Origin of the sequence: Alcaligenes sp. GCM10023179 (genome assembly GCF_042653705.1) — a bacterium.
In the GTDB taxonomy this organism is placed as follows: domain Bacteria; phylum Pseudomonadota; class Gammaproteobacteria; order Burkholderiales; family Burkholderiaceae_B; genus Alcaligenes; species Alcaligenes phenolicus.
The window spans coordinates 980,079-1,001,297 of record NZ_JBHSIQ010000002.1; the positions used below are offsets into that span (position 1 = coordinate 980,079).

Below are 21,219 nucleotides of genomic sequence, written 5' to 3' on the forward strand. Positions count from 1 at the left end.
AATACTTACTGGGCGGCAGCGTCCAGGCGAGACTGCAACTGAGCAGCAGGCAGCCAGCCATCAGCGCGGCTGCCATCAGCAAAGTAAATGGCCGGGGTGCCTTGAACACGCAGTTTTTGTCCTACTGCCAATAACTGATCCAATGGATGCTCACACGAGGCTTTCTCGGGTCGCGCTCCGCCCCCCATCCAATCACTCAAGGTTTTAGCGGGGTTTTGGGCGCACCAGATGTCCTCGGCTTTGCGGCGGCTGTCCGGTCCCAGGATGGGAAACATCAGGCTATAAACCGTAACATTGTCGATCTCCTGCAAAGTTGTATGCAGACGTTTGCAATAGCCGCAATTGGGATCTTCAAAAACCACCATTTGACGGCTACCGTCGCCTTTTACCAGCTTGATGGCCTTATCCAGCGGCAAATCATTCAGCGACACACGATTGAGTTCCTGCATGCGCTGCTCGGTCAGATCAACACGAGTTTTGCTATCCAGCAAAGAACCCTGCATCACAAAGCTGGCCTGCGGGTCGGTGTAGAGCAAGGTGCCGCCCACTTCCACTTCCAGCAAATTGGGAAATGGTGTGGCGCGAATACCATCGACCGTCACGCCTGGGAAAGCGGCTTCAAAGGCCTGGCGGGTAGTCTCGAAACGTGTGTCTACTTTGGCGGGGCTGGCGGCCTGAGCCAGGCTGCACAGCGACAAAAGCGCCAGAGCCAATACAGAACGAAGGTGCAACATCATGACGTACTTCCTTTGCTAATCGACAAGACCCTAGCGGCCTTAGAACAAGAGCGCGCCGGGGCTGACGCCGGCAGCATGCGCGATCAGGCGGCGTTTCACCCAGGGCAGGCGGTCCACCACTTGCATACCGGCATTGCGCAGCATGGAAGCCGGTGCTCCCGGTGCCGCAAACAGACGATACAAGCCATCGGTGGCTGCCCGCATGGCCGCAATCGGTTCAGCGCGAGCGCGCTTGTAGCGATTGAGTACACGCATATCACCGACCGAATAATGCGGGCCACGCTCGGACAAGACCTTGATCAGGGCTTCGATATCGCCCAGACCCAGATTCAAACCCTGGCCAGCCAAAGGATGGACGCGATGCGCCGCATCACCCACCAAGGCCACACCGGGCGACACCAGGCCGCTACGCTCAAAGGTCAACGGGAAACCGTGTACCGGGCTACGCAAGCTTAACTGCCCCAAACGGCCATTGGATAAAGAGAACAAGCTGTTTTGCAGATACTGCGCCTGCTCCTCTGAGGGCATGGCCAACACCTTGTCGGCCTGCGCTTGCGGCACGGACCAGACCATGGAGACTTGCGGTTTGCCATCCACATCCGGCATAGGCAACAAGGCCAGAATCGAATCGCCAGTAAACCACTGCAAGGCGACTTGCTGGTGCGGGCGCTCTACGTTGAAGTGGGCCACCAAACCGGCGTCCCCATACTCACGACCATGATGCTCAATGCCAGCAGCAGACCGCAGGCCGGAACGGGCACCATCTGCCCCCACAAACAAATCGGCGCTGACGCGCTTCTGTCCGGCGGTGATGATGGTATTGCCTTCCAGACGCTCGAAACGGTCTTCAATCCAGGGCACACCAAACACTTGCAAGGCCTGATACAGCGCCTGCTCCATCTGTCCGGACTCAACGATCCAGGCCAGATAATCCTGCGCGTCCTGCCAAGCATGCAGATTCAGGCAACCGCCGCCATCACCATGTACTTCCATGGCCTGCACTGGCGAAATGCGCTGGGCCGACATCAAGTTCCAAGCACCCAACTGCGTCAGAAAACGCTGGCTGGCGACCGAGACGGCGTAGACACGGGGGTGATACTGCCCCGCCGCCAGTTCCATAGGCTTGTAAGCGGGGGACAAGATGCTGACATCAAACCCGGCCTTGCGTAAACCCAGAGCGCTGGCCATACCGGCCAAGGCCCCGCCACACACCACAATTCGTTCTTTGCTCATCGTGCGCTCGGTGCTCCTGCCTGACGTGGCCACAACAGCCACATTTGACCTTGCTGCTTCATGCGCCCTGCCTGCGCACCTGCCTGATCGCCCGTGCCCCAGTACAAGTCGGTACGTGCGGCACCTTTAATCGCCGCGCCCGTGTCCTGAGCAAAAACCAGTCGCTGCAAAGGCTGGTTAGAAGCAGGCTGCGAGGTAGCCAAGTACACAGGCGTACCCAAAGGCACGTAAGTGGGGTCAATAGCCACGGAACGCAGACCAATCAAGGGAATGCCATAGGCACCTTTAGGGCCCAGCTCCGGATCCACAATGGCCTCTTCGCGGAAGAACACCATAGCGGTATTTACATTCATCATTTCCTGAACGCGATGCGGATTGCGCTTGGCCCAGGCCTTGATGTTTTGCATGGAAGTCTGCGCCAAAGGCATCTCGCCCTGCTTGGCCAGCCATTGGCCTACCGAGGCATAAGGGCGACCGTTATGGTCGGCATAGGCCAGACGCACGGCGCTGCCATCGGGCAGGACCGCACGACCCGAGCCTTGGATCTGCAGAAAAAAGCCTTCTACCGGATCTTCCGCATACACGATCACGGGTGGCTGGCGATCCTGCTTGGACACGATCTGCTCGCGTGTGTCGTAGGGCACAATGCGTTTGCCCACTTGCTTGCCGCGAATACGCTTGCCAGCCAGCTCGGGGTACAAGCTACCCAGGTCAATCGTCAGCAAATCATCCGGCGCAGCGAAAAGCGGCCATTGATAGCTGGAACTACGGGTACGCGAGGCCTTGAGCAAAGGCTCGTAATAGCCCGTGACCGTATTTTGAGCCACCTTGCCGTCGCCGGTCAGCAAACGCCAGGGCTGCAACTGTTGCTGCAGAAAATCACGTACAGCGGCCGTATCTTTGGTGTCAGCGCTCAGACCGGCAGAAGCCGCAGCCTGACAAACGGGCTGCCAGGCACGGGGATTGGCACGTGCGGGCATGGCCAGCGAACCGCTGACAGGGCGCATCAGGCCCTTGCAGTTATTGATGAAACCTTTCCAGACATGGTCCAGCGAATCAGCCTGCCAGCCCGGCAAGGCGGACCAGTTCACGGCTTGATAACGCCCTGCCAACGCACGCGCCGGGGTGTCCGGCAGTGCCGACAAGGACGGCACGCGCAACGGTTGCAGAGCGATATCAGGACCGCCTTCTGCTGTACCCGGAGCCGTTGACGAAGAACCCTGATCCCCAGGAATGGTGGAACAGGCACTTAATGCCAACAGTACGGCTGGCACGCAATAAATTATCTTCATGGCTGGGTTTGGCCCTTAGTGCAAGGTACGGGGAGAGGAAAGGATGAACTCCTGAATGGCGACCTCAAAGGGCACACCATTTTCACCAACACATTGATAGCTGCCGCGCATGGTGCCAAACGGCGTGTTCAGGGGGCAACCACTGGTGTATTCAAAGGTCTCACCTGGAGCCAGCACCGGCTGTTGTCCTACAACGCCCAGGCCACGCACTTCCTGAACCTGCTGATTGTCGTCCGTAATGATCCAGTGACGACTGATAATCTGGGCCGTCTGCTGTCCATTGTTGGTAATCCGTACGGTATAGGCAAAAACATATTGATTGCTATCGGGCTCGGATTGCTCAGGCAGGTACTGGGGCGTGATCTGCACCTCAATATCGTCAGGCTTCATGATGGATTCCAGGTTACGGCTGTACAAATACGGGGCGCTGCACAGCCCCCCGCTTGAAACTATAATGATGACATATGGCCACGATTTTCGTGATGTCTAATCTTTACGGCACCTATTATGTCCCAAGCCAGCTCCACACGTATCGCTCCCAGTATTTTATCGGCCGACTTCGCCCGCCTGGGTGAAGAAGTCCGCAATGTTATCGCCGCCGGTGCCGACTGGGTTCACTGCGACATCATGGACAACCACTTTGTACCGAACCTGACTTTCGGCCCCATGGTCTGTGCTGCGCTGCGCCCGCACACCACTGCCCCCATCGACGTACACCTGATGGTGGAGCCCGTGGACGCGCTGATACCCGAATTTGCCAAAGCCGGTGCCGATTACATCAGTTTTCACCCCGAAGCCTCGCGCCACGTGGATCGCACCCTGTCGCTGATCCGTGACCACGGCTGTAAGGCCGGCCTGGTATTCAACCCGGCCACCCCGCTGAACTGGATGGATCACCTGATGGACAAGCTGGATCTGGTCCTGCTGATGTCCGTTAACCCCGGCTTTGGTGGCCAGACCTTTATCCCCAGCGCCATGGACAAGCTGCGCCAAGCCCGCGCCCGCATTGATGCGTGGACTGCAGAAGGTGGTCAGCCCATCCTGCTGCAAATCGACGGTGGCGTGAAGGTGGACAATATCGGCGCCATCCGTGCAGCCGGTGCTGACACCTTTGTGGCCGGTTCGGCTATTTTTGGTCAGCCCGACTACGCTCAGGTCATCCGCGACATGCGCGCGCAAATCGCTCTGGCAGAGCAGGCCTAAATCCTGCGTTCGGTTTGCTGTTCCCGCTACTGCAGCATCGTATTGCGGCTATAACTGCCCTGCCGAACCGCACTGTCGGGGCGGCGGCGCTCCACAAACAAGGCATTGCCCTGCACCCGCTTGGCCTGTGCCTTGGCAGAACTGGCCAGCTCCGCAATTAAAGAGCCCGAATACAATTCGGGCTCCTCGACTGTGACCACACCTAAAGACAGGCTCACCAACGGGTGAAACACCAGCACGCCTTGACGGTTTTCAGCCAAATAGCCGCCTGCTTGCCGATGCTCCAGTCTATACAAGGACTCCAGCTCTTTTTCCAGCTCGTCCAGAATGCTTTGGCAGCGCTCGGCCCAGTCCGGGCTGGTAAACACCAAAATAAAATCGTCCCCCCCCACATGGCCTACAAAGTCCATGCGAGCCACCGCGTAACGGGTGAAGAGCTCGGCCATGGAGCGTAACAGCTCATCGCCTTTGCGATAGCCGTACAAATCGTTGTAGGGTTTGAAGTGGTCCAGATCCGCATAGCACACAGCGAAGTTCTGCCGATTACGCAGCAAACCATCAATATGCTCATCAATCGGCACATTACCCGGCAATTGCGTCAGTGGATTGGCATAACGCGCCGTCATGATCTGAATCTGCGTAATTTCACGCATCAGCTCCACACTGGAGCCCAGGCCCAGATACTCACCCGCCCCGGTAATGATGAAACCATCACTCAAGGCATCCCCCGCTCCCTGCGTCATCAAGGTGCCCAGCTCCAGCAAGCTGGTATCGCAGTCAACAATCAGCGGTGGGGTTTCAATAAACAGGGAGCACGGCTTGTTGCCGTACAGTTCGCGGTGATAAGGCCGGGCAAGCTGATCATAAAGCTGGCTACGACGCAAAATACCCGTCGGTCGATCCCCTCGCACCAGAGCCACGGCACTAAGATCTGGATGGCTTTGAAACAGCTCATACACACGATTCGTGGGTGTATTATCAGGCACCGCAGGCGCGGCACGCAGTAAACGCCGCACGCTCATGGAATCACGGCCTTGCACTTGACGCTGAGTGCGCACAGTGGAAGGTCCAAACAGCGCGGCTTGAGCGGGCTCCAACTGAGGCGGGGGGTTAGGTTGAGGGCGACATAGCAAATAGCCCTGCCCACAGGCCACGCCCAAGTACCGCAAGGTGCGTAGTTCCGCGCCGGTTTCAATCCCTTCAGCAATCACAACGGATTGAGCATGGCTGGCAATATCGCAAATGGAGCGTACCAATTGCTGCTTGAGCACATCGGTATCAATATCGCGCACAAAGTATTTGTCGATCTTGACGTACTCGGGCCGCAATTCGGACCACAAACGCAGCGAGGCATAGCCTTCACCCAGATCATCAATGGCAAACTGCAGGCCTTCTTTTCGATAAAGCTCAATAGCCTGATTCAGATAGTCGTAGCTGTCAGTACGCTCGGACTCGGTCAATTCGACCACCACCCGGCTCCAGTCAATGCCATCCAGCTGTGGCATACCGGTACGCGGTTCGATGCGGGCCGAAGGCAACATGCGCATCACCACATCCGGGCTGGAGTTCAAAAACAGTTTGCCCGCCAAACCCTGCTGCTTGAAACTGCTGACCAAGGTATGGCAACACAGCTCTTCCAGATCCCATAAGCGGCCACATTGCCGGGCGGCGTCAAACAAGGCCAAGGGCGAATAAAAACTGCTGTCCTTTGGCCCTCGAATCAAACCCTCGTAACCCAGAATCAAGCCGGACTGCAAATCCACAATGGGCTGAAAGACCGGCGTAACTTGTTTTTCTACGAGAATCTGATGAAATGTATCGAGCATCATACTTCCGCTCCTAGGGCCTTTCTGAACGGACTATCGAAAGCCAATCTTGTACCAAAATACGGTTTGCTCACTAAATTGATAAGCCCGCGTGCAGTAAGGAGCTTTAACATGATGAATCAAACGAAATGAAAACCCGACGTTCCGAAAACTTTTTTCTGCTCGACCTTAACAGGAATTTGACAATATTTTGTCACAAGTCCGCTACAAAAAGATGAATATTTTCTCTGTGCTGTTTGATTTGGATGGAACCCTGCTCGATACCATTCCCGATCTGGCCTCGGCATGTAATGCCATGCGTATCGACCTGGGTTTACCCCCGCTCCCAGAGGAGCGCATCGCCACTTTCGTGGGTAAAGGCTCGGAAAACCTGGTGCGACGCGCTCTGACCGATCTACCTGAACCTCCTGCCGACTACACCCCGGCATTGGAATCATTTTATTACCATTACCAATTATGTAATGGCCAACACAGCCGCCTGTATCCGGGTGTACTAGAAGGATTGGATGACTTTAAAAGCCAGGGATTGCGTCTGGCTGTGGTCACCAACAAGCCCGAACAATTTGCCCGCCCCTTGCTAGAACAAACAGGTTTGGGCCCGTACTTCGAACTGGTGGTGGGCGGTGATACCTGCCCGCGCAAAAAGCCCGACCCCATGCCTTTTGTCTACGCCTGCGAGCAAATGAAACTGGCTCCCGAACAGGCCTTGGTCATTGGGGATTCCATGAATGACGCCCAGGCAGCGCGTGCGGCGAACATCCCCGTACTGTTGGTTCCTTACGGCTATAACGAAGGCAAGGATGTGCAAAGCCTGGATTCCGATGGTATAGTTGCCTCTATTGCCGACGCGGCCACCTGGCTGCGCAATAAACGCAACACCATATTTACGTCATAAAATTCATGTCTACTCGCACTCACGCATCCACAATCTACGGCGCTTATTGGCGCTGGTGGCGTTCGTGTATCGGGTAGATATAACCTTGAAGTCTGGCGTCCCTGCAAAGTAGTACACAGCGGACCGCCTCCAGGAAAATAAGCCCGGTAATCACAACGACCGGGCTTTTTTTGTTTCTGTCCGGCTCGTCGTACCCACTGACCCTCGAGATCCCAATGACAGAAATAGAATTCAATGCCCTAGCAGCAGAAGGCTTTAACCGCATTCCCCTGATTGCGGAAACCTATGCCGACCTGGATACGCCCCTGTCGATTTATCTGAAACTGGCGCACAACGGCCCCGAAGGCGGACGTTACAGCTGCCTGATGGAATCGGTTGTGGGCGGCGAGCAGTTCGGTCGCTACTCCTTTATTGGCCTGCCTGCCCGTACCGTGATCCGCAGCTACGGCCGTCATACCCAAGTGCTGCACGATGGCAAGATTGTCGAAACAGCCGAAGGCGATCCGCTGGAATTCATCGAGCAATTCCAGGCCCGTTTCAAAGTAGCCCTGCGTCCTGGCATGCCCCGCTTTGCGGGTGGTCTGGCCGGTTACTTCGGCTACGACACGGTGCGTCACATCGAACCGTCCCTGGGCATGAACCGCAAACCCTTCCCTTCCGACCAGGAAGAAGGCGTGCCGGACATCATGCTGCTACAAGTAGACGAGCTGGTGATTGTGGATAATCTGGCTGGCCGCACTTACCTGCTGGTCTACGCCGATCCCGCCCAGCCCGAAGCCTACGTACTGGCCAAGCGTCGTCTGAAGGATCTGCGCGAAAAGCTGCGTTCACCCGTCGTGATCCCTTACGCCTACGCCAGCATGCAAACCGAATGCGAGCGCGACTTCGACAAAGAGGATTACCTGAAGGCCGTGGCCCGCGCCAAGGAATACATTGCAGCCGGTGACCTGATGCAAGTACAGATCGGCCAGGTCATCACCAAGCCTTTCCGCGACTCGCCCCTGTCCTTGTACCGCGCCCTGCGTTCGCTGAACCCATCGCCTTACATGTACTTCTGGAACTTCGACGACTTCCAGGTCGTGGGTGCATCACCAGAAATCCTGGTGCGTCAGGAAGAGCACCGCCAGGATGGCCGCAACATGGAGCGCGTCACCATTCGCCCACTGGCCGGGACCCGCAAACGCGGTGCCACGCCTGAAGCCGATGCCGCACTGGCCGCCGAACTGAAGTCCGACCCTAAAGAACGCGCCGAACACCTGATGCTGATCGACCTGGCCCGCAACGATATTGGCCGTATCGCCAAAACCGGCTCGGTACAAGTCACGGACACCATGGCGATCGAACGCTACTCGCATGTTCAGCACCTGGTCTCCAACGTCTGCGGTGAACTGCAAGACGGCATGAGCCAGATGGACGTGCTGCGCGCCTCCTTCCCCGCGGGCACCCTGACCGGCGCCCCCAAGGTACGCGCCATGGAAGTCATTGATGAACTGGAGCCCGTGCGCCGTGGCGTTTACGGTGGTGCCGCTGGCTACCTGAGCTACTCGGGCGAAATGGATCTGGCTATTGCCATACGCACCGGCGTCATCAAGGACGGCATGCTTTATGTGCAGGCCGCCGCCGGTGTCGTGGCCGACTCCGATCCCGAAAAAGAATGGCAAGAGACCGAAGCCAAGGCACGCGCCGTAATCCGCGCTGCCGAACAAGTGCAATTCGGTCTGGACGAGCCTATTTAATCGCCCCACTGCCATCCTTTTTTGCCGGAGTATTCCCATGCTGTTCATGCTCGATAACTATGACTCGTTTACCTACAACCTGGTCCAGTACTTTGGAGAACTGGGTCAGGAAGTAGTGGTACGACGCAACGATCAAGTCACACTTGAAGAAATTGAAGCCTTGAATCCCAGCCATCTGTGCGTCTCGCCCGGCCCCAAGTCCCCTGCGGATGCGGGCCTGTCGGTTGCACTGATCCAGCACTTTGTCGGCAAGCTACCGATTCTGGGCGTCTGCCTGGGTCATCAGGCGATCGGGCATGCTTTTGGTGCGCGCATTATCCGTGCGCAGCAAATCATGCATGGGAAAGTCTCCCCTATTACTCACCAGGGCACGGACGTATTCAGCAACTTGCCCTCGCCCTTTAACGTCACCCGTTATCACTCCCTGGCCATCGAGCGCGACAGCCTGCCCGACTGTCTGGAGGTAACCGCGCAAACCGAAGACGGCGAGATCATGGGTGTCCGTCACCGCGAATTGCCTATTTATGGCGTGCAGTTTCACCCCGAGTCGGTGCTAAGCGAGCATGGCCACGCCTTACTGAAGAACTTTCTGGACCTTTAAATCATGAACACCATCACTCCTACCGAAGCACTGGTGCGCTGTATCGAACACCGGGAAATCTTCCACGACGAAATGCTGCATCTGATGCGCATGCTGATGCGCGGCGAAATGTCGCCTCAGATCGCGGCTGCCTTGCTGATGGGCTTGCGCGTGAAAAAAGAAAGCGTGGGTGAAATTTCTGCCGCCGCCCAGGTGATGCGCGAATTTGCCACCCCCGTCATTACGCCCAATCCGGACGAACTGCTGGATATGTGCGGTACAGGTGGCGACGGCTCCAATACCTTCAATATCTCCACCGCCTCCATGTTTGTGGCCGCCTCCGTAGGAGTGAAAGTAGCCAAGCACGGCAACCGCAGTGCCTCTTCCTCGTCCGGTAGTGCGGACGTGCTGGAAGCCCTGGGCGTGAACCTGACCTTCTCGCCCGAGCAAGTGGCGCAAAGCATTGCCGAAACCAATATTGGTTTCATGTTCGCCCCCGCTCACCACGGCGCCATGAAAAATGTGGCTGCTGTCCGCAAAGAGCTGGGCGTTCGCACTATTTTCAATATTCTGGGCCCACTGACCAACCCGGCCGGAGCAACCAACCAATTGATGGGCGTCTTCCACCCGGACCTGGTGGGGATTCAGGTGCGCGTAATGCAACGCCTGGGGGCCAAACACGTGCTGATCGTGCACGGCAAGGACGGTATGGATGAAGCCTCTCTGGGTGCGGCCACCCTGGTGGGCGAACTGAAAGACGGTCAGGTGCGGGAATACGAAATTCACCCCGAAGACTTTGGCATGGCCATGACCTCCAACCGCAGCATTCGCGTCTCCAGCAAGGAAGAATCTGCCGTGATGATTATGGAAGCCCTCAATAACCAAGAGGGTACGGCTCGTGATATCGTGGGCCTCAATGCTGGTTTGGCCATCTATGCTGCCAACCACGCCGACTCCATTGAACAAGGCCTGCGCATGGCTTTTGAGGCCATTGCCAACGGTGCCGCACGCGAAAAACTCGAACAATTCCGCGCTTATACAAGGAAGTTAAATCCATGAACGACATTCTGGCCAAGATCCTCGACACCAAAAGAGCTGAAGTCGTCACCGCCCGCCAACTGCGCAGCGAGTCCGATCTGCTGCGCGAAGCGAAGAACCGGAACGACCTGCGCGGCTTTGCCAGCGCCATTGAAGACAAGATTGCTCAAGGCAAGCCTGCCATTATTGCTGAAGTCAAAAAGGCCTCCCCGTCCAAGGGTGTGATCCGTGCCGACTTCAACCCGACTGAGATTGCCTCCAGCTACGCCGCCCACGGCGCGGCCTGCCTGTCGGTCCTGACCGATATCCAGTATTTCCAGGGTTCCTACGACCACCTGCGCCAGGCCCGTGCCGTATGCGCACTGCCCGTACTGCGCAAAGACTTCATTATTGACCCCTATCAGATCATCCATGCCCGAGCCATGGGTGCCGACTGCATCTTGCTGATCGTCGCCGCGCTGGAGAAGGATCAGCTGATGGAGTACGAAGAAATGGCCCACGAACTGGGCATGGACGTACTGGTTGAAGTACATGACCGCGCTGAGCTGGATATTGCCTTGCAAATGAAGACCAGCCTGCTGGGCATCAATAACCGCAATCTGCGCACCTTTGAAACCAGCACCCAGAACACGCTGGACCTGCTGCCTTTTATCCCCAGCGAAAAACGCGTTGTCACCGAAAGCGGTATTCACACCATTGAAGATGTGGCCCTGATGCGCGAGAACCAGGTGCAAGCCTTCCTGGTCGGTGAGGCCTTCATGCGTGAACCTGATCCAGGCGTTGCCTTGCAGAACCTGTTCTTCGGTCAGCCTGCATGAGCACCCACGCTTGCCCCCTGTGTGCCTTGAAACCCGATCAATTGCTATGGTCGGGTGCAGGGCTGCAGGTACTGGCCGTCACGGACAGCCCGTTTCCCGGCTATACACGGGTAATCTGGCAAGATCATGTGGCTGAAATGACAGACCTGTCTGAAGAACAACGGCAGCACATCATGGCAGCCGTATATGTGGTTGAGCAGACTCAGCGTGAACAACTGGGAGTCGCCAAGATCAATCTGGCTCAATTCGGAAATCAGGTGCCGCATCTGCATTGGCACATCATCCCTCGCTGGAAGGACGACCCTTTCTTTCCGGATTCAGCCTGGTCGCCCGCCCCCACACGCACAGAAGAGCAGAAACAAAGCTGGGCTTCCCACGAGGAACGCCTGCTTGAACAAGTCAGCGATTATCAGCAGGCACTGCGTACTGCGCTAGAAGCACGATTCACGCACTAAACCCGCTATTCAAGTCCTGCTATTCAAGAAATACCCGCTGGCCTGTAAAAAGTCAGCGGGTATTTTTTTGCCTCTCGGAAAAGAGACGGCGCACTGTAACAGACAAGTACACCGCTTATCCGTGGAGCCCGCTACAGTGCGACTCCACCGGCAGGAGCCAAGCTGCTGTTGTGCTACTTGCACGCAACCCACATAAACAGCTTGCTTGCTTGCTTGCTTGCTTGCTTGCTTGCTTGCTTGCTTGCTTGCTTGCTTGCATAGCATGGCCATAGCCAACTCTTTATACCTGGCAGCACGACCACCTCGACTTCATAAATCTCCACCTACGAACGATCAGGCTAAGGAGTGCCCAACGACTTCTTTCCGACAAAACCCTTGACCCAGTCACTTCGAGCACAAAATTAACCTAGATCAAGCCTGGACGACAATCGCCTAGCCCCTTCAAAAACCACCATATATAGTGTCGTGAATCCTAAAAATGACTACATATAGGTTTTGGTGAAAAATATGGCTACCCAGGAAACTGCATCGCGCCCAGCTGCTCAGCTGGACATCATCCGTTCCATTACTGAATATCTGGACCGCCAAGACTGGCGCGTGCAAGCCAATGCCAACCAAGGCTATTCGCTGGGCGGTCTGATTCTGAACAGCTCGGGCAAGATGATTGCCAACTACTGGCTCAGCCACGTTTACCCCGAAGCGATCGGCCAGGCACACCGTCAGGCCGACCTGCACATCCACGATCTGGACATGCTCTCTGGCTACTGCGCCGGCTGGTCCTTGCGCACTTTCCTGAACGAAGGGCTCAATGGCGTACCCGGAAAAATCGAATCCGGCCCACCCCGTCATCTAAGCAGTGCGGTCGGTCAGGTCGTCAATTTCCTAGGCACCCTGCAGAACGAATGGGCCGGTGCCCAGGCCTTCAGCTCCTTTGATACCTATATGGCACCCTTCATCCGCAAGGACGGCCTGAGCTACAAGCAGGTGCGCCAATGCATGCAGGAACTGATCTACAACCTCAACGTACCCTCGCGCTGGGGGACGCAGACGCCCTTTACCAATCTGACCTTTGACTGGGTGTGCCCCGACGACCTGCGCGAGCAAGTTCCGCAAATCGGTGGCGAAGAAATGCCGTTTTGCTACGGGGATCTGCAGACCGAAATGGACATGATCAACCAGGCCTATATCGAAGTCATGAGCGAGGGCGATGCCCGTGGCCGTGCCTTCACCTTTCCGATCCCCACCTACAACATCACCCGGGATTTTGACTGGCACAGCCCGAATGCCGAGCGCCTGTTTGCCATGACGGCCAAATATGGCCTGCCCTACTTCCAGAACTTCATTAACTCCGAGCTGGAACCCAATATGATCCGCTCCATGTGCTGCCGCCTGCAGCTGGATCTGCGCGAGCTGCTCAAACGCGGTAATGGCTTGTTTGGCTCTGCCGAACAAACTGGCTCCCTGGGGGTGGTCACCCTGAACTGCGCCCGCCTGGGTTATCTGTATCAAGGCGATGAAGCCGGACTGTTTGCCCGTTTGGATGAACTGCTGGAAATGGGCCGCGACAGCCTGGAAATCAAGCGCACGGTGATCCAGCAGCATATGGACCAAGGGCTGTTTCCCTACACACGCCGCTATCTGGGCACCTTGCGCAATCACTTCTCCACACTGGGAGTTAACGGCATTAACGAGATGATCCGCAACTTTACCCAGGACAAGCAAAATCTTTGCACGCCGTGGGGGCACCGCTTTGCCCTGCGTTTGCTGGACCATATTCGGGAGCGCATGGTGGAGTTTCAGGAAAGTACCGGCCACCTGTACAACCTGGAAGCCACCCCTGCCGAGGGCACCACTTACCGCTTTGCCAAAGAAGATCGCGCCCGCTGGCCCGACATTCTGCAAGCAGGGACCGAGCAAATGCCCTACTACACCAATTCCTCACAACTGCCGGTGGGCTTTACTGAAGACCCCTTCGAGGCATTGGAGCGACAAGACGAGCTGCAAGGCAAATACACCGGCGGCACCGTGCTGCACCTCTATATGACCGAAGCACTGTCCAGCACTGATGCCTGCCGCAATCTGGTGCAACGAGCCTTGAACCATTTTTCCTTGCCTTACATCACCGTTACGCCCACATTTTCTATCTGCCCCAAGCACGGCTATCTGTCTGGAAAACATGAGTTTTGCCCGCATTGCGACAGCGAATTGCTGGCCAACAAGATAGCTCAAGCTCGGGCCGAGGCTGACGTTCAAAACGAAGTTATTGCGGACACGTCAACGCCGTCGTCGACACCGACACCGACACCGACACCGACACCGACACCGACACCGACACCGACACCGACACCGACATCAGTCCATTAAAGCCGATCTCTTCAAGTCAACTTTTTACCAAGACAGGCTAAACCCAATCCACTTGGCTCAACTAAAACCAGGCTTTTAGTTGTCCTCAGCCTTTATCTACAACCAGCCTCTTGGCACACACCCAGGCTAGTCACATCCGCATAGCGTGACGGCCCTTTTTTCCAAGGAGTTATTCATGAATACCGACACCATCACTCTTCAAGATTCCGAACGCCAGCCTTGCGAAATCTGGACACGCGTCATGGGCTATCACCGTCCCATGTCGTCTTTCAATATTGGCAAGCAAGGTGAGTTTCATGAGCGACGCTACTTCACCGAAGCCAGCGCCTGCGCAAGCAATGCCGTCCCCACCCTATAAACAGCCCGGTCAAATTCCATGACTTACGCCACGCGCCATCTTTACCCGGCCACGCCTGCCCACAAAGTGGCATTGAAAGTGGGTGGCTGCGCCCCTTTCTCGGCTACGGATTACCCCGGCCAATTAGCCGCTGTCATCTTTGTGCAAGGCTGCCCCTGGCGCTGTGGCTACTGCCACAACCCCCACCTGCAAGAGCGCACACCAGACAGTGCTATTGATTGGAACGCCTTGCTGGACTTTCTGAATCGCCGCGTCGGCCTGCTGGATGCCGTCGTCTTTAGCGGCGGCGAGCCCACACTGGACCCGGCCCTGGGCTCCGCCATCCGCGCGGTGCGCAGGCTGGGTTTCAAAATCGGTTTACACACCGCAGGCACACATCCGGCCAGACTGCTGGAAATCCTGCCTTGGGTGGACTGGATAGGCCTGGATATCAAGGCAGAGTTCAGTCACTACGACGCCATTACTCAACGCAGCAATAGTGCCGCTGCGCCCTTACGCAGTTTGCAGTTGCTGCTGAACGAAGACGTTCTGTTTGAGTGCCGCAGCACTATTCATCCCCAACTGCACAGTCCCGCCTCGGTACAAGCTTTGGGACAACACCTGCATGAGCTGGGCGTCCAGCGCTATGCCGTGCAGATTTTCCGCACACAAGGCTGTGATGACGATTTCCTGAATGAAACTGGGCAGGCTTTGCAGGCCTACCCAGGAGCGGAGATTTTGGAAAACCTCCAGAAGCTGTTTCCGCACTTTGAAGTGCGACGCTCTTAATTGTCTCAGGAAGAAGCGGGGGTGCGTATCGGGCGGCGCAGTACATCCTGTAAAGCCGCTTTACCCTGTTTAAGCACTGCACGCGGATGCAGAATATCGGGGTCCAAGGCGTCCAGAGTGTTTTTCACCATCAGGCCCAATTCGGTATCGCCCTCAATCGACAGACGTCGATTAAAGAACAAGGTATCCGGATCTTCCTGCCGCTGCAAAAGCTGATAAAAAGCCCAAAGATCCGCTTTCAGGGTCAAATCCGGACGTTGTGTACGTGCCGACAGAGGGTAAAAAGCCCCTTGGCGCCACGTATAGTCAAACGCTAAACCGGCATCTGCCACCTGTATGCGTAAAGCTCGACCTTCCAATCGTTCCGCAATGTCAGCCGGCAAGTGCGGACGCATCAGCACGTTCAAGCCCGTACAAAACAAGCGGGAGCCGGGCCACGGGGGTAAACGGCTTAAAACACCCGCCACAACAGCAGGTAAACGGGGAGTCGTTATTTCATTCATTCTTCCATCCCTCCCTTAAAAACGCTCTGACACCGGCGACACCCATTCCAAACCGGGGCGACCATGCCAGAAACCGTTGCAGGCCTTAGCGGGCAGTAAAGGCAGCATATCCTCGTGGGCATCCCTTGCCTGAATACGCCCCTGAATCACGTCATTAAACAAATGCACGACCGCATCCATATGCTGAGATTGCGGACTCAAACGCAGCATATTCACACCCAAATCGCGCAAATCCTGTACCTGCTCCAGTAAGGTGTACACCCAGGCGGATTGAGTCTGGATACCGTTAATCGTCAGAAAACCCTGCCCTTCACGAGTTTCCAGCAGCAAGCCATCGGGATAGTCCATGCATACGTACTGGCAATTGTCCTTGGGCAGATTGCGGTTACGCGCCGCAAAGCAACGGGCCGAGAAAGCCAGGGGCAAACGCCCGAAGGCAAAGACCTCGGTTTCCAAACCGGCAGGTCTGTCTTGCTGCAACTGCGCCAATCCTGCACGGCCCATTTCCAGAGGCATCACCCAACGCACCGCGCCTTGAGAAGCAATCAAATCCAGCACTGGCCCGTTATAAACATTTAAAAAAGGGCCGGCGACAAAGTCCCGACCCTGCATCAAACGTACTGCTCCCATATCATTGGCTTCGACCAGATAATCAGCCTGTTCGGTGACCTTGCGTAGCGTATTCACGTCCCGCCCGGACTCCAGCAAGACCTGACTAGACAGAACCGGCACCTTGCCAGCCTGGGCCAGCATCTGGGCAATATCCAGCCAATCATCCAGTCGTAGCTCGTGACGACGCGAACATACGGTCTCGCCCAGATACACCACATCGATCGGCCAGTCGCAGGCCGACTCATAAAACTGCATCGTGGCAACGCGGGACCAGTAATACTGCAAGGGGCCTAAAGATAATTTCATGATTGAGCCTCCCATGCTCTACTTCCAGGGCCGAGAATAGGCACCCAGCGTATGTTGCTGCCCTTCGGCCAGTTTGTTCAAAGCCCCCATCCAGGCCGGATGGACTGAATAACGGGCTGGCGTGGATTTGGCCGAATCAATGGCTTGCCGCCATACCTGAGTAACTTGAGCCACATAAGCCGGGCTGCGCTGTCGGCCTTCAATCTTGATTGCGCTGACACCCGCCGCCAACAGTTGTGGCAACAAGGACAAAGTGTTCAGGCTGGTGGGCTCCTCCAGTGCGTAATAGTTTTCGCCCGCCACATCAAAACGCCCTTTGCACAAAGTGGGGTAAGCCGCATTTTCACCATCCTGATAGCGGTCGATCAACACACCATTCAGACGCGACTCCAGCCCCTGATCTGTCTGCTCCCAGCGCACATGCCCGGCGGGGGAACAGACTCCATGTGTATTGGGGGACTCACCAGTGGCATAGGAGGACAAGGCACAGCGGCCCTCCACCATCACGCACAAGCTGCCAAAGCCAAAAACCTCAACCTGAACAGGGACCTGCTCACAGACCTGCTCCACTTGGGTCATGGACAGGACACGCGGCAAAACCACGCGCTGAATACCGAAGTTCTGGTGGTAATACTTGATGGCTTCCGGATTGGTGGCTGAACCCTGCACCGACAAGTGCAAGCGCAGATTGGGATGTGCCTGACTGGCATAGGCCATCAATCCTGGGTCTGCCATGATGACCGCATCGACCTGAGCCTGGGCAGCTCGGTCCACCGCGTCGCGCCACTGTTGCCAGGCATTGGGTTGCGGGTAGGTATTGAGAGCCAGCAAAACTTTGCGGCCGCGCTGGTGTGCGTAATCAATCCCTTGTGCAATCGCCTGTGCATCAAAATTAAGCCCGGCGAAGTTCCGGGCGTTGGTGGCATCCCGGAACCCCAGATAGACACTATCGGCTCCGTTATCAATGGCTGCTTTCAAGGCAGGTAAGCTGCCCGCTGGGCAAACCAGTTCCATCTGCGGGTTATCGGACGCGGCTAAAGCCGTGGACGCTGTATTCATGACACTCCCCGATCAGCAATCTGGCCAGGGTGGATCCTGGCTCGACAAGACCACCACTATGCCTGCTCTGAAATTAAGGGGCCTTAACGCATATCAAATTCTTCCCACCTCCTGACCCGTGGCAAACAAGTCCCACTTTGCCTGCGCCATAGGCGGGCAGAATGGTCCACAATGCCTTCCAAGCCTTTCGTGCTGGAGTCTTGATGACACAAACTGAGATCACGCTGGATACTCGCGGCCTGCCCGCACCCGAGCCTTTGGAGCATTGCCTGGAAGCACTGGCTGAACTGGCTCCCACCCAGGCCTTGCTCATGTGGCTGGATCGAGAACCTTTCCCCTTGTATGAAATCCTGCGACGCAGCGGCTTCAAGTATCACGGCACCCACCAAGAAAACGGCTTCAAGCTCATCATCCGCAGGAACTAAGTCTATGCAACGCGCTTTATCGCTGGATCAGTCACCCTCTTTGTCACTGACCTTGCCCTTGTTTGCGAATGTCCCTTTTTTTGGACTGCTGGCTGCCATGCTGGCGCTCTATAGCGGACCGGAATTATTCAACTCCCGCTGGCACCCCGCCACCTTGGCCATAACCCATGCCTGGACCTTGGGGATCGTGGGCAGTGCCATGTTTGCCTCTTTGGCACATATTCTGGCCGTGGCCTGCAATGTGCGTATTCAGGTGTCACGCGGTCAGGCGCTAGCTTTTTGGGGCTTGCTCAGCGCTGGCACACTATTTCTGATGACAGGCTTTCTTAGCTGGCAAAGCTGGGCTTACACGCTGGCAGGCGCTTGTCTTGCCTTTGCTTTGGGGGTTTATCTACTGACTGCCATGCTGGCCTTGTGGCGCTCTCGGCGCGACGTCTTTCGCGGCGCCAAAGAAATAGTGGCTCCTATCCGACTGGCTTTGCTGGGACTGTTGCTGACTGTCTCAACGGGGCTTGCCATGCTGGTCGCCCTGGCAAGCGAACAAGCCGTCGCCAATTTGCTGAATCTGCACATGACGATGGGCCTGGCAGCTTGGGCAGGCTTGCTGCTGATTGCCATGTCGTTCCAACTGCTGCCTATTTTTCAAATCACCGAACTCTACCCAGCGCCTCTAGTACGTTGGCTACCTTGGGTCGTAGGAGCCCTGTTGATTGCACAGTGGGCCCTGGCCTCCTTACCTGGCTCCTGGTTACCTGTGCGTGATCTGGTCACCTACCTGATCTTTTTAAGCTACGGCTTATGGGCGGTGATTACGTGGGCGCGCCTCTGGAAACGCAAGCGTCCGACAGCAGGAGCCAGCACTTTATTCTGGTATAGCTCCTTAAGCAGCCTGTTGATTGCTGTTCTGTTGAACTTCTGGACCCACAATCCCGCCGCCTCCAACGCAGAGCTGGCGATTGGTGTCTTGCTCATTATGGGAGCCTTGGGTTCCGTCGTCTGTGGGATGCTCTATACCATCGTGCCCTTTCTACTTTGGCGAGAGGCCCAGGAGTATGTCAGCATGGATACGGACAATACCGAGCACACGCGTGCCCTCTTGCGCCTTATTCCCAAGACTGCCAACTACATCCCGGCATCCAGCGCCCGAGCACATTGGGCTTTGCATAGCCTAAGTCTGGTGCTTTGGACAGGTGCGAGCTTGGGGATCGAGTCTTTCGCCTGGATAGCTGCTCCTGCTTTGCTGCTGTCTTTTGCAAGCTTGACTTGGAATCTATGCACAGCCTGGCAGCGCTATCGCCGTAGCCTGCGCGCTATCCGCGCATATCAGGCAGAGCACCATATTGCCGCAAAGCCGCGCTGTCCAGAATCGTAAAATTACGTCGCTGAACCCGAATCAGATCCCGGTCCATCAAATCACGCAAGGTACGTGATAAGTGCTCCGGGGTCAGATTCAGGCGGGAAGCAATGACGGACTTACCGACATCGATCCTGAAGGGGACACCCTCTTCGCCCGGCCACTCCTGCAAAAGGTAATTCACCAGACGTTGCACACCATTTTGCAGCGTATAGGCCTCCAACTCGCCCATCAAGCGATAAAGCCGCTCACTTAAACCAGCCAGCATCAGGCGAGCAACATCACTGCCCTTCTCCAGCTGCTCCATCAAGGTGTCTCTGTTGATATGCAAGAGCAGAGAATCCACCAAAGTCTGGGCCGTCACAATGTAATTACGGCCCATGAACATCAGCGCCTCACCAAACCCCTCTCCTGGCTCCACCAGGCGAACGACGCGCTCTGAGCCCGTGGACGAGACAAATACCAGCTTCACCCGACCATAGACCAACATGTGAAAGCCCAAACAAGGGTCACCACTGTGAAATAAAGTCGTCCCACGCAAAGCATGTATTTCCTGAGTGCCTTTAGCGATGGGCTCCAGCTGTTCCGGTGGCAGCTCCTTGAATATAGGCAGATGAGCCAGCTGGGCCTGTATCCGCTTCCAGCGTCCCGGCCCTTCACCCTGCACTAGCCTAGTGTCTGACAATTCTTCATTGCTTGCCTGCGAGGCCATATCTTGAGCCGCCATATCTTTTCCGTATGCCAAATAGAACCATAGCTAGACTGACATACTCCGTTCCCTCTTGTTCAGATTAGCTCGGTGCCTGATTGATACACGTCAAACAGATAAATCGAGGCTTTAAAGAGGACGTAAAAAGATAGTCAGAACTGCTAGTTCAGCATGACTTAGGAACAGATCCAAGCAAGAAGCGGTCAAATTTGACCATGTTAGAGGTAGGGAATATTGAGAGGGGAAACTGATTGGGGACAGCCTCATTTCCAAATCGACTTGAATTCTGAATGGATGCAATAGGCCTTAGCAGAGCCAGCTACGTCGACGTTAAAGAGAAAACTGAGTAGGAATTTCGGAGGGCTCAGGGAGGACGAATACAGGCAGTGACTAAGTACGCTACAGCCCTAAGCTAAGGAGACAGATGTCTGCAGTTGCAGGCCCCATCTTGGTAGACAAAGCTGATTGGTGCGAAAAGCTCAGCTGCTAATGCTACGAGCGCGAAGAGTAGAGCGACCACTCTGCAGCGATGATCCAGCCACGTTGTCTGCAACTAAAGCATTAAACGCTATGCGCACCAATCATAGAACAGGCACCGTGCATGCCGATTAGAGTCACTACCCGTGGCAATCAGCAGCAGAAGAAGAAGAAGAAGAAGAAGAAGTGGTCTGTCGCCGCGTCTCAACAACAAACAATCGGCACAGCAAGAGTAGAACGACCGAGCATTCTGAAGGTAAACAGCGACGCATTGTCCGTCAATCCTATGGTGCCGGGACAGAATGTCATGACCAACCTACTAGGCTTAGGCCAAACGGCGTCGGTAAGAACACGGAATATAAACAGCCCGGAACGGGCCAGGAGGGGTGGCGGTGCGCCTGAACCGAGCGGTCCAGGGTCAGGCCTTCGAGCAATCCGAGACAGGCCGGTAGCCTGCGCTTTTGTCGCCGC

Annotated in this window: 21 protein-coding genes; 12 read left to right on the forward strand and 9 right to left on the reverse strand. The window is 56.1% G+C overall.

From position 1 onward, the window contains the following. Positions 1–5 precede the first annotated feature (5 nt). The 4 genes from ACFPDR_RS13850 to apaG are packed head-to-tail and all read right to left on the reverse strand — an operon-like array spanning position 6 to position 3,652. Positions 6–737, reverse strand: coding sequence for a DsbC family protein (locus ACFPDR_RS13850; protein ID WP_035268481.1), 732 nt, complete (start codon positions 735–737; stop codon positions 6–8). 39 nt (positions 738–776) lie between these two features. Beyond that, a complete protein-coding gene (locus ACFPDR_RS13855; protein WP_257112863.1) occupies positions 777–1,970 on the reverse strand; it encodes an FAD-dependent monooxygenase in 1,194 nt (397 codons plus the stop codon). Further along, positions 1,967–3,262 carry a murein transglycosylase A gene (locus tag ACFPDR_RS13860; protein WP_376911260.1) on the reverse strand — a complete coding sequence of 432 codons (1,296 nt, stop codon included), beginning with the start codon at positions 3,260–3,262 and terminating at the stop codon, positions 1,967–1,969. The genes ACFPDR_RS13855 and ACFPDR_RS13860 overlap by 4 nt, the downstream gene beginning before the upstream one ends. Positions 3,263–3,277: 15 nt before the next feature. After that, entirely contained in the window at positions 3,278–3,652 is a 375-nt protein-coding gene (apaG, locus tag ACFPDR_RS13865) for a Co2+/Mg2+ efflux protein ApaG (RefSeq protein ID WP_021447080.1), read from the reverse strand. A gap of 117 nt (positions 3,653–3,769) precedes the next feature. Between apaG and rpe the strand changes: the two genes are divergently transcribed. Further along, on the forward strand, positions 3,770–4,465 hold the full coding sequence (gene rpe, locus ACFPDR_RS13870) for a ribulose-phosphate 3-epimerase (RefSeq protein WP_254002571.1): 696 nt from the start codon (positions 3,770–3,772) through the stop codon (positions 4,463–4,465). 26 nt (positions 4,466–4,491) lie between these two features. Here the strand turns inward: rpe and ACFPDR_RS13875 are convergent, their stop codons facing one another. Next, positions 4,492–6,294: a GGDEF domain-containing protein gene (locus ACFPDR_RS13875; RefSeq protein ID WP_035268491.1), complete on the reverse strand. Its 1,803-nt coding sequence runs from the start codon at positions 6,292–6,294 to the stop codon at positions 4,492–4,494. A gap of 211 nt (positions 6,295–6,505) precedes the next feature. Between ACFPDR_RS13875 and ACFPDR_RS13880 the strand changes: the two genes are divergently transcribed. From ACFPDR_RS13880 to ACFPDR_RS13920, 9 genes are all read left to right on the forward strand, one after another. Continuing rightward, positions 6,506–7,186 (forward strand): phosphoglycolate phosphatase, encoded by a 681-nt coding sequence (locus tag ACFPDR_RS13880; protein WP_021447082.1) that lies wholly within the window; start codon positions 6,506–6,508, stop codon positions 7,184–7,186. Positions 7,187–7,401: 215 nt separating this feature from the next. Further along, complete coding sequence (gene trpE / locus ACFPDR_RS13885; RefSeq protein WP_009458527.1) at positions 7,402–8,922, forward strand: anthranilate synthase component I; 1,521 nt, start codon at positions 7,402–7,404, stop codon at positions 8,920–8,922. Between the two features lie 37 nt (positions 8,923–8,959). Next, positions 8,960–9,523 (forward strand): anthranilate synthase component II, encoded by a 564-nt coding sequence (locus tag ACFPDR_RS13890; RefSeq protein WP_376911262.1) that lies wholly within the window; start codon positions 8,960–8,962, stop codon positions 9,521–9,523. A 3-nt stretch (positions 9,524–9,526) separates the two neighbouring features. Further along, positions 9,527–10,561 carry an anthranilate phosphoribosyltransferase gene (trpD, locus tag ACFPDR_RS13895; RefSeq protein ID WP_035268496.1) on the forward strand — a complete coding sequence of 345 codons (1,035 nt, stop codon included), beginning with the start codon at positions 9,527–9,529 and terminating at the stop codon, positions 10,559–10,561. Beyond that, complete coding sequence (gene trpC, locus ACFPDR_RS13900) at positions 10,558–11,358, forward strand: indole-3-glycerol phosphate synthase TrpC (RefSeq protein WP_009458523.1); 801 nt, start codon at positions 10,558–10,560, stop codon at positions 11,356–11,358. Before trpD ends, trpC begins: the two co-directional genes overlap by 4 nt. Continuing rightward, complete coding sequence (locus ACFPDR_RS13905) at positions 11,355–11,813, forward strand: HIT family protein (protein ID WP_257112861.1); 459 nt, start codon at positions 11,355–11,357, stop codon at positions 11,811–11,813. Before trpC ends, ACFPDR_RS13905 begins: the two co-directional genes overlap by 4 nt. 507 nt (positions 11,814–12,320) lie before the next feature. Continuing rightward, positions 12,321–14,177 (forward strand): ribonucleoside triphosphate reductase, encoded by a 1,857-nt coding sequence (locus ACFPDR_RS13910; protein WP_376911263.1) that lies wholly within the window; start codon positions 12,321–12,323, stop codon positions 14,175–14,177. 175 nt (positions 14,178–14,352) lie between these two features. After that, positions 14,353–14,535 (forward strand): anaerobic ribonucleoside-triphosphate reductase, encoded by a 183-nt coding sequence (gene nrdD, locus ACFPDR_RS13915; RefSeq protein WP_009458520.1) that lies wholly within the window; start codon positions 14,353–14,355, stop codon positions 14,533–14,535. 18 nt (positions 14,536–14,553) lie between these two features. Then, positions 14,554–15,303: an anaerobic ribonucleoside-triphosphate reductase activating protein gene (locus ACFPDR_RS13920; RefSeq protein WP_226349734.1), complete on the forward strand. Its 750-nt coding sequence runs from the start codon at positions 14,554–14,556 to the stop codon at positions 15,301–15,303. Between the two features lie 5 nt (positions 15,304–15,308). On the opposite strand, the gene ubiT is transcribed toward ACFPDR_RS13920, so the two are convergent. Genes ubiT through ubiU form a run of 3 tightly spaced genes read right to left on the reverse strand, consistent with a single transcriptional unit; the run spans position 15,309 to position 17,738 of the window. Continuing rightward, positions 15,309–15,806 carry a ubiquinone anaerobic biosynthesis accessory factor UbiT gene (gene ubiT, locus ACFPDR_RS13925; RefSeq protein WP_239054999.1) on the reverse strand — a complete coding sequence of 166 codons (498 nt, stop codon included), beginning with the start codon at positions 15,804–15,806 and terminating at the stop codon, positions 15,309–15,311. A 15-nt stretch (positions 15,807–15,821) separates the two neighbouring features. Then, a complete protein-coding gene (gene ubiV, locus ACFPDR_RS13930) occupies positions 15,822–16,724 on the reverse strand; it encodes a ubiquinone anaerobic biosynthesis protein UbiV (protein WP_031232782.1) in 903 nt (300 codons plus the stop codon). A gap of 18 nt (positions 16,725–16,742) precedes the next feature. Beyond that, on the reverse strand, positions 16,743–17,738 hold the full coding sequence (gene ubiU, locus ACFPDR_RS13935) for a ubiquinone anaerobic biosynthesis protein UbiU (protein ID WP_009458516.1): 996 nt from the start codon (positions 17,736–17,738) through the stop codon (positions 16,743–16,745). Between the two features lie 248 nt (positions 17,739–17,986). Here ubiU and ACFPDR_RS13940 point away from each other — a divergent pair, with 248 nt between their 5' ends. Together ACFPDR_RS13940 and ACFPDR_RS13945 are read left to right on the forward strand one after the other, a co-directional pair. After that, positions 17,987–18,208, forward strand: a complete 222-nt coding sequence (locus tag ACFPDR_RS13940) for a DUF2249 domain-containing protein (RefSeq protein WP_035268878.1) — start codon at positions 17,987–17,989, stop codon at positions 18,206–18,208. Between the two features lie 4 nt (positions 18,209–18,212). Further along, a complete protein-coding gene (locus ACFPDR_RS13945; protein ID WP_137430847.1) occupies positions 18,213–19,580 on the forward strand; it encodes a hypothetical protein in 1,368 nt (455 codons plus the stop codon). Here the strand turns inward: ACFPDR_RS13945 and ACFPDR_RS13950 are convergent. Then, positions 19,519–20,289, reverse strand: a complete 771-nt coding sequence (locus ACFPDR_RS13950; RefSeq protein WP_376911265.1) for a Crp/Fnr family transcriptional regulator — start codon at positions 20,287–20,289, stop codon at positions 19,519–19,521. The two genes, ACFPDR_RS13945 and ACFPDR_RS13950, sit on opposite strands and share 62 nt — an antisense overlap. Between the last annotated feature and the right edge of the window lie 930 nt (positions 20,290–21,219).